The sequence below is a fragment of the Nonomuraea terrae genome, from assembly GCF_004348995.1.
Lineage (GTDB): Bacteria > Actinomycetota > Actinomycetes > Streptosporangiales > Streptosporangiaceae > Nonomuraea > Nonomuraea terrae.
Window position 1 is genome coordinate 1 of the sequence record NZ_SMKQ01000303.1, and the last position, 7,706, is coordinate 7,706.

At 68.9% G+C, this 7,706-nt stretch carries 10 protein-coding genes and 1 tRNA gene; 4 read left to right on the plus strand and 7 right to left on the minus strand.

From position 1 onward, the window contains the following. A partial coding sequence (locus E1286_RS48590; RefSeq protein WP_223190914.1) for a hypothetical protein occupies nucleotides 1–429 on the plus strand: 429 nt, incomplete at its 5' end. Between the two features lie 184 nt (nucleotides 430–613). Here the strand turns inward: E1286_RS48590 and E1286_RS44320 are convergent. The 7 genes from E1286_RS44320 to galU all read right to left on the minus strand — a co-directional run bounded on the left by E1286_RS44320 (nucleotide 614) and on the right by galU (nucleotide 5,188). Continuing rightward, nucleotides 614–690 (minus strand) — tRNA-Ala (locus E1286_RS44320). Between the two features lie 50 nt (nucleotides 691–740). Next, complete coding sequence (gene sepX, locus E1286_RS44325; protein ID WP_132622969.1) at nucleotides 741–1,325, minus strand: divisome protein SepX/GlpR; 585 nt, start codon at nucleotides 1,323–1,325, stop codon at nucleotides 741–743. Nucleotides 1,326–1,467: 142 nt separating this feature from the next. Next, nucleotides 1,468–2,121 (minus strand): GNAT family N-acetyltransferase, encoded by a 654-nt coding sequence (locus tag E1286_RS44330; RefSeq protein WP_187368317.1) that lies wholly within the window; start codon nucleotides 2,119–2,121, stop codon nucleotides 1,468–1,470. A 41-nt stretch (nucleotides 2,122–2,162) separates the two neighbouring features. Next, a complete protein-coding gene (locus E1286_RS44335) occupies nucleotides 2,163–2,639 on the minus strand; it encodes a MogA/MoaB family molybdenum cofactor biosynthesis protein (protein ID WP_132622971.1) in 477 nt (158 codons plus the stop codon). Next, a complete protein-coding gene (gene moaC / locus E1286_RS44340; protein ID WP_132622973.1) occupies nucleotides 2,639–3,115 on the minus strand; it encodes a cyclic pyranopterin monophosphate synthase MoaC in 477 nt (158 codons plus the stop codon). The genes E1286_RS44335 and moaC overlap by 1 nt, the downstream gene beginning before the upstream one ends. Continuing rightward, entirely contained in the window at nucleotides 3,112–4,299 is a 1,188-nt protein-coding gene (glp, locus tag E1286_RS44345) for a molybdotransferase-like divisome protein Glp (RefSeq protein WP_132622975.1), read from the minus strand. Before glp ends, moaC begins: the two co-directional genes overlap by 4 nt. Beyond that, the gene (gene galU, locus E1286_RS44350; protein ID WP_132622977.1) at nucleotides 4,286–5,188 is read right to left on the minus strand and encodes a UTP--glucose-1-phosphate uridylyltransferase GalU; all 903 of its coding nucleotides are present in this window, start codon (nucleotides 5,186–5,188) and stop codon (nucleotides 4,286–4,288) included. Before galU ends, glp begins: the two co-directional genes overlap by 14 nt. A 24-nt stretch (nucleotides 5,189–5,212) precedes the next feature. On the opposite strand from galU, the gene E1286_RS44355 reads away from it, so the two are divergent. Genes E1286_RS44355 through E1286_RS44365 form a run of 3 tightly spaced genes read left to right on the plus strand, consistent with a single transcriptional unit; the run spans nucleotide 5,213 to nucleotide 7,694 of the window. Then, nucleotides 5,213–5,782, plus strand: a complete 570-nt coding sequence (locus tag E1286_RS44355) for a 5-formyltetrahydrofolate cyclo-ligase (protein WP_165970200.1) — start codon at nucleotides 5,213–5,215, stop codon at nucleotides 5,780–5,782. A gap of 24 nt (nucleotides 5,783–5,806) precedes the next feature. Further along, a complete protein-coding gene (locus tag E1286_RS44360) occupies nucleotides 5,807–7,309 on the plus strand; it encodes a potassium/proton antiporter (protein WP_132622981.1) in 1,503 nt (500 codons plus the stop codon). Between the two features lie 49 nt (nucleotides 7,310–7,358). Continuing rightward, a complete protein-coding gene (locus tag E1286_RS44365; protein WP_342776330.1) occupies nucleotides 7,359–7,694 on the plus strand; it encodes an FmdB family zinc ribbon protein in 336 nt (111 codons plus the stop codon). The last annotated feature ends 12 nt before the right edge of the window (nucleotides 7,695–7,706 follow it).

Sequence of the window (7,706 nt, forward strand, 5' to 3'; positions counted from 1 at the left end):
CTCCCCCCACAGCCCGACCACAAGACCGGCGAACTGCCGAGGATCTGCCACCAGCACACCATCACCGTCCGCAAGGACGACCTCGGCCACCTCGACAAGTTCCGCCAGGACGTGGCATACCTCAGTCCTGCCTGGATCGGAACCTACAAGTCCGTCCGGGCCAACACCGAGGGCCTCAACGGCAGAGTCAAGGGACACGATCTTGATCTCGGCGACCCGAAGAACCGGCTCGCCCACGGCCGCGTCGCCCAGACCATCCTGCTCGCGCTGCTCGTCACCGTCGCCAACGACCACTTCCTCGACCAGTGGCGCCACACCCACCAGCCCCCAGACGAGCCCGACACACCCGCCGACGTCCTCGAGATCCCAGCAGAGCACATCGACCGCACGCCGCTCACGGGCCGGAGCAGGCCACCACCCGCCCCATAACGCACATTTCAGATCACCTTGTCGCAGCACCCAGCCCGGCCGGGCCTTCCCGGACACCTGCTCCGCTGCTCCCAAACCAGGACGAACCCGATTCGGAAACCCCTGAAACGACAAGATCCCGCCTGATCGCGATGATCAGACGGGATCCCGTCAACCTCAGTCCAGCCGTCTCAAGAACGGCCCCTGGTGGAGATGAGGGGATTCGAACCCCTGACCCCTTCGATGCGAACGAAGTGCGCTACCGGACTGCGCTACATCCCCAAGGACTCGACCAGATTAGCAAACTCCAGAGGGTCCTCGCGCCATCGATCTCAGTCTCCGACCGCACGCCTGGGTGGTTCCGCGTACTGGTCGAACAGAACGTCCTGCTGCGGCGGCATGAAGTCGATGATCTCAGCCTCCGCCTCAGCGACGACGCGCTGCTGCTCACGCAGCCTTCGCCGCCGCTCCGCACGCGCCAGGCGGGCGCGTTCGCGGCGTTCCCGGTCGACTTGTACGGCCACGCGCAGGAAGACCGTGTACGTCAGCATGACGACCACGGACGGAGCAACGCCCCACCATGGGATCATGTGCACGGCCGCCGTCACGATGGAGGCCAACACCAGCAGGGCGGTGAAGAAGAGCAGCCGCCGCCGGCGCGCCACGATGATGGCGCGGCGGCGGAGCCGGAATTGGCGGACGTCGACCTTCTCGACTTCCGCCGCAGGCGTGCCGTCGTCTTCGTCGCCGTCCGAAGGGTCCAGGTTGTCGAGGTCGGGGAGTTGATGCTCGCCGGTGTAGTGCTCTTCGAGCTCCGCCAGCTCAGCGAGATTGGTCTTGTCTCTGCGCAGCCACATAGGGATCAGGACGCAGAGCCACATCACGACGATGGCCAGGTAGAGGAGGACGCCGCTCACGACCACCTCCAGGCGAAAAGCCGCCTCCGGGCAGCACGAAGACGCGGCTGTGTTCGTTGCGTCTTCAATGTGCTCACGTCACGCACCGTAAGACCGCGTGTCACTGATTGACGAGCATTCGGTGCGGTGTGTCGCGAGATCGTCAAACCTCTTCGACGGGAGACCCCCCGTGAGCAGCCGACTCACGCGCGCGACGCCATTGCACGAGAAGGCCGCCGGGGGCGTCCTCGACGGTCAACGCGTAACACATGTGGTCGCGCCAGGCTCCATCGATGTGGAGTTGGCGACGCCGTATGCCTTCTTCCCGGAAACCCAGCTTCTCAACCACCCTACGGCTGGCGTGATTCTCGGGGCGGATGTTCGCCTCCAGCCGATGCAGCCCGGTGGTGAAAAAGCAGTGGTCAACGGCCATGGCGAGCGCGGTCGGGGTGATGCCCTTGCCCGCCAGGGCGCCGTCGATCCAGTATCCGACCTGGGCAGAACGGGCAGATCCCCACACGATTGCGCCGACGGTGAGCTGTCCGGCGAAACGCCCCTCGTACGTCACCACCCACGGCAGCGCCAGCCCCTGCCTGGCCTCGCGGCGCAGGGTGCCGACCATGGAGACGTACGGCCCGAGGCCGGTTCTGAACAGGGGCGTCTCGGGGTTGCTCGGCTCCCACGGACGCAGCCAGTCGGCGTTGCGCAGCCGGGTCTCACGCCACACGCGTACGTCGCTCAGCCGCAGCGGCCGCAGGCCCACTGGCCCTTCGTTCAGGGTCGCCGGCCAGCCACGAAGTCGATCCACATCTCTCATCATCCCCCCATCGGGCACGATGTCGCCATGGGGATTGACGGTCAGCGCGGGTGATCGCCGCCCTGGATCTGCTCGACCGTGTGCCGCAGAATGGGAGCCAGTACGGCGACGCCGTCACGCACCCCACCGGACGATCCGGGCAAATTTACGATCAAGGTCTTGCCCGCCTGTCCCGCCAGTCCCCTGGACAAAATGGACGTAGGCACCTTTTCCCGATTTGCCAGGCGGATAGCCTCGGCGATGCCAGGAATTTCACGAGAAATTACGCGAGAGGTCATCTCCGGGGTCAGGTCCATGGGCGTCACCCCCGTCCCACCCGTGGTGACGATGACGTCGTAACCGTCGGCGAGACCCTTCCGGAGCGCGGACTCCACCGGATCGCCGTCGGGCACCACGACCGGGCCGTCGACCTCGCAGCCGGCCGCCTGACGCAGCAGATCGGCGAGCAAGGGCCCTGATTCATCCTCATAAATCCCAGCAGACGCCCGGTTCGACGCCGTGATCACCAGTGCGCGCATCAGTCACCGTCCCGAGTCCACCGGCCGGTCTTGCCGCCCAGTTTCTCCTCCACCCGCACGTCCGTGATCACCGCGGCCGGGTCGACCGCCTTCACCATGTCGATCAGGGCCAGCGCCGCCACCGAGACCGCGGTGAGCGCCTCCATCTCGACCCCCGTACGGTCGGCCGTCTTCACCCGGCACGTGATCGCCACGCCCCAGTCCTCGACGTCGAGGGTCACCTTCACCCCGTGCAGCGCGATGGGATGACAGAGCGGGATCAGATCAGGCGTACGTTTCGCCCCCATGATCCCCGCGATCCGCGCCACCCCGAGCGCGTCGCCCTTCGGCACCTCCCCCGACCGCAGCAGCGCCACGGTCTCGGCCGACAGCAGCACCCGCCCGGTGGCCGTGGCGCTGCGCGCCGACACGTCCTTGGCCGAGACGTCGACCATGCGGGCGGCGCCGGTCTCGTCGATATGGGTGAGTTCGTTCACAGCCTCATCACCTCCACCGAGGCCCCGGCGGGCACCTCGGTCACGTCCTCGGGGACCACGATGAGCGCGTTCGCCGCGGCCAGGGCGGCGAGCTGGTGAGAGCCCTGCCCGTGCACGGGCGAGACCGTGCCGTCGCCGGCCAGCACGCCCCGCAGGAACGACCGCTTCCCGGACGGGGAGCGCAGCGGCTCGGTCGTCCGCGCCGCGACCGTCTCCGGCAGCCCGGCGGGCAGCCCGCGCATCTTGTCGAGCGCGGGGCGGACGAACAGCTGGAACGACACGAACGACGACACCGGGTTGCCGGGCAGCGCGAAGATCGGCACCTGGTCGTCGCCCAGCACGCCGAAGCCCTGCGGCATGCCCGGCTGCATGGCCACCTTCACGAATCCGACCGTGCCCAGCGGCGACAGGGCCTCCTTGACCGGTTCGTACGCCCCCATCGACACACCGCCGCTGGTGATGACCGCGTCGGCGCGTACGAGGGCGGTGTCGAGGCGGTCGAGCAGGACGGCCGGATCGTCACCGACGGAACCCGAACGGAACCCCTCGCCCCCGGCCTCGCGGACGGCGGCGGTCAGCGTGAAGCTGTTGGAGTCCCAGATCTGGCCGAGGGCCAGCTGGCCACCCGGCTCGACCAGCTCCGAACCGGTCGAGATCACCACCACGCGCGGCCGCGGACGCGCCAGCACGCGCTTGCGGCCCACCCCGGCGAGAATGCCGAGCTGCGCCGCACCGATCACGGCGCCGGCCTTGAGCACGACCTCCCCGGCCTGGACGTCTTCGCCGGCCCGGCGGATCGCGTGGCCAGGCTCGGCGCGGCGGTCGATGAAGACCGAGACCGTCCCGCCGTCGGTCCACTCCACCGGCACGATGCAGTCGGCCCCGGCCGGGACGGGCGCCCCGGTCATGATGCGTACAGCATGGCCGGGCCCCACGGCGCGCAGCTCACCGGAGCCGGCGGCCACGTCGTCGATCACCGGCAACGTGACCGGGAGCTCCTCGAGGTCCTCGGCGCGGACGGCATAGCCGTCCATCGCCGAGTTGTCGAACGGCGGCAGCGGCACCGGCGACGTCACGTCTTCGGCCAGGGTCGCCCCCAGCGTCTGCTCCAGGTCGAGCTCCAGCGGCGCCAGCGGACGTACAGTGGCCAGGATCTCGGCCAGATGCGCGTCAACTGATTTCATCGAGGAACTCCCGCAGCCACGGCACGAAGTCCGGCGCCAGATCTTCCCGATCCGCGGCGAACTTCACCACTGTCCGCAAATAGTCGAGCTTGTCGCCGGTGTCGTAGCGGCGGCCCCGGAACAGCACGCCGTGCACCGGCCCGCCGTCCTCGCGCCCGAGTGAGGCGAGCGTGCGCAGCGCGTCGGTGAGCTGGATCTCACCGCCCCGCCCCGGAGGCGTCTTCTCCAGCACCTCGAACACCGCCGGGTCGAGGACGTAGCGCCCGATGATCGCCCAGTTGGACGGCGCCTCCTCGGCCGGCGGCTTCTCCACCAGATCGACCACGCGGACGACGTCGTCTTCCGCCGTCGCCTCTATGGTCGCCACGCCGTACAGGGAGACCTGCTCCTTGGGCACCTCCATCAGCGCGATCACACTGCCGCCGAATGTGTCGCGCACCGCGATCATGCGCTGCAGCAGGCGGTCACGGTGGTCGATCAGGTCGTCGCCGAGCAGGCAGGCGAAGGGGTGTCCGCCCACGTGATGCTTGGCGCACAGCACCGCGTGGCCGAGGCCCTTGGGCTCGCCTTGGCGTACGTAATGGAGCGTCGCCAGTGAGGCCGGCTCGCGGACCTGGGACAACCGGTGCTCATCGCCCTTGGCTTCAAGGGCCTCCTCAAGCTCGAACGCCCGATCAAAATGGTCTTCGATGGACCGTTTGTTTTTGCCGGTGACCATGAGGACGTCGAGCAGCCCGGCAGCGGCCGCCTCCTCGACGACATACTGGATCGCGGGCTTGTCGACGATGGGCAACATCTCCTTGGGTGTCGCCTTGGTCGCCGGGAGGAACCGGGTGCCCAGACCCGCGGCGGGCACGACGGCTTTCGTCACAGGGTCGAAGTCAGCCATGAGTAGACCCTAGTGGAGGGATCTGTGGACAAGCTGAACCTGCGCCGCGAGCTGAATGCGGCGCGCTCACGCCTTTCCCCCGAACAGTTGCGCGCAAACGCCGTCAAGGTCCGCGAAACGCTGCTGGAGCAACCATGGGTCCAGATGGCCGGTCTGGTGGCTTGCTACTGGTCAACGGGGTCGGAGCCGGATACGCACGGGCTCGTGTTCGCTCTGTGGAAACACGGCGCCACGGTGATCCTTCCGGTGCTGCGGGAGGACAACGATCTCGATTGGGCGGTGTACGACGGCCCCGGCACGCTCGCCCCGGGCCGCCACGGGATCATGGAACCGGTCGACACCCGCCGCGGCGTCGAGGCGATCCGCACGGCCGCGCTCGTGATCGTCCCAGCCCTGGCGGTCGACCGGCGCACCGGCGTCCGGCTCGGGCGGGGCGGCGGCTCGTACGATCGAGCTCTGGCCCGGGTCGGCCCGAACGTTCCCACGGTGGCGCTGCTGCACGACGGCGAGCTCATCGACGATGTGCCCCACGAGCCCCACGACCGGCACGTTCGCTACGTCATGACCCCTTCCGGACTCACTAGTCTTATGTGAGCGCAGATACGAGAGGGGAGCCAGATGACACTCGATGTCTGGCTCCTCCTCGGTGCCGCGATCGTCATCGCGGCCATCGCCGCCGTACGCCTCGTCCACCGCAGCGGCCTGCCCACCCTCCTCGTGTTCCTGGGCCTGGGGGTGATGCTGTCGGCCGGGTTCGGGGTCTCGTTCGAGAGCCCTCACGCGGCCCAGCAGATCGGCCTCACGGCGCTGGCGGTGATCCTGGCTGAGGGCGGTCTGACCACGACGTGGTCCCATGTGAAGCGTTCCGTCCCGATCGCGATGGTGCTGGCGACCATAGGCGTCGCGGTCAGCACCGTCGTGGTGGCGCTGGTCGTACAGGCGGTGCTCGGGCTCGACGCCACGACGGCGCTCATCCTCGGCGCGGTGCTGGCCTCCACGGACGCCGCCGCCGTCTTCTCCGTGCTGCGGCGGCTGCCGCTGCCGCCCCGGCTGGCGGGCGTGCTGGAGGCGGAGTCGGGCTTCAACGACGCCCCCACGGTCATCGCGGTGATGCTGCTCAGCACGTCGGCGCATCCGGGGGCGGGCCTGGGCACGTTCCTGCTGGAGACCCTGATCGAGCTGGTCATCGGCGCCGCGGTCGGCCTCGCCGTCGGCCCCGCGGGCGCGTTCGCCCTGCGCCGCGTCGCCCTGCCCGCCTCAGGCCTGTATCCCATCGCCGTCCTCGCCCTCACCTTCGTCTCGTACGGCGGCGCCGTCCTGCTGCACGGCTCGGGCTTCCTGGCCGTCTACCTGACCGCGCTCATCCTCGGCAACTCCCGCCTGCCGCACCGGGCGGCCACCCGGGGCTTCGCGGAGGGCGCGGCCTGGCTGGCGCAGATCGGGCTGTTCGTCATGCTGGGCATGCTGGCCGACGTGCACGAGATGCCGTCGGCCATCGTCCCCGGCCTCATCACCGGCACCGTCCTCGTGCTGCTGGCCCGGCCGGCTTCCGTGATGGTCAGCTCGGCGGTGGCGCAAGGGCTGCGGCTGGGCCGGGTGAGCTGGCGCGACCAGGCGTTCCTGTCGTGGGCCGGGCTGCGCGGCGCGATCCCGATCGTCCTGGCGACCATTCCGTGGGCGGCCGGCGTCGAAGGCTCGAAGGACATCTTCAACCAGGTCTTCGTCATCGTCATCGTGTTCACCTTGCTCCAGGGGCCGACGCTGCCGTTCGCGGCGCGGGTGCTGGGGGTGACGGCGCCGGCCGAGGTCCACGACCTGTCGGTGGAGGCGGCGCCGCTGGAGGAGCTCAACGCCGACCTGCTGCAGGTCAGGATCCCACCGGGCTCCCGGCTGCACGGCGTCGAGATCTTCGAGCTGCGGCTGCCGGGCGGCGCCGCGGTGACGCTCGTCGTACGCGACGGCCGCTCGTTCGTCCCGGCCACGTCCACCCGGCTCCGGGTGGACGACCAGCTGCTCGTCGTCACCACCGCCGCCTGCCGCGAACAGGTCGAGCGCCGCCTGCGCGCCGTGAACCGCAGCGGCAAGCTGGCCGGGTGGTTCGGAGAGCGGGGGTTGGAATAGGTGTTTCTGGCAATCGGTTACCATTAGCAGTCGCATCGCTCGAGTGCCAATGCTGATCGAGTGTCCATGCTTGAAGGAGGAGCGCGTGCCGACCTACCAGTACGCCTGCAATGACTGTGGTGAGCAGCTCGAGGTCGTCCAGAAGTTCACCGACGATGCGCTGACGGTCTGCCCCAACTGCCAGGGCAACCTGCGGAAGGTGTTCTCCGCCGTCGGCATCGTCTTCAAGGGCTCTGGGTTCTACCGCACCGACAACCGCTCGTCGTCGACCTCGTCCTCGGCGTCTTCGTCCTCGACTTCCTCGAAGTCGGAGGAGAGCAAGCCGTCGACCGACTCGGGTAAGTCCACCACCCCGGCGCCCTCCCCGGCGGCCGCCTCCAACTGACCCGCCCACGGC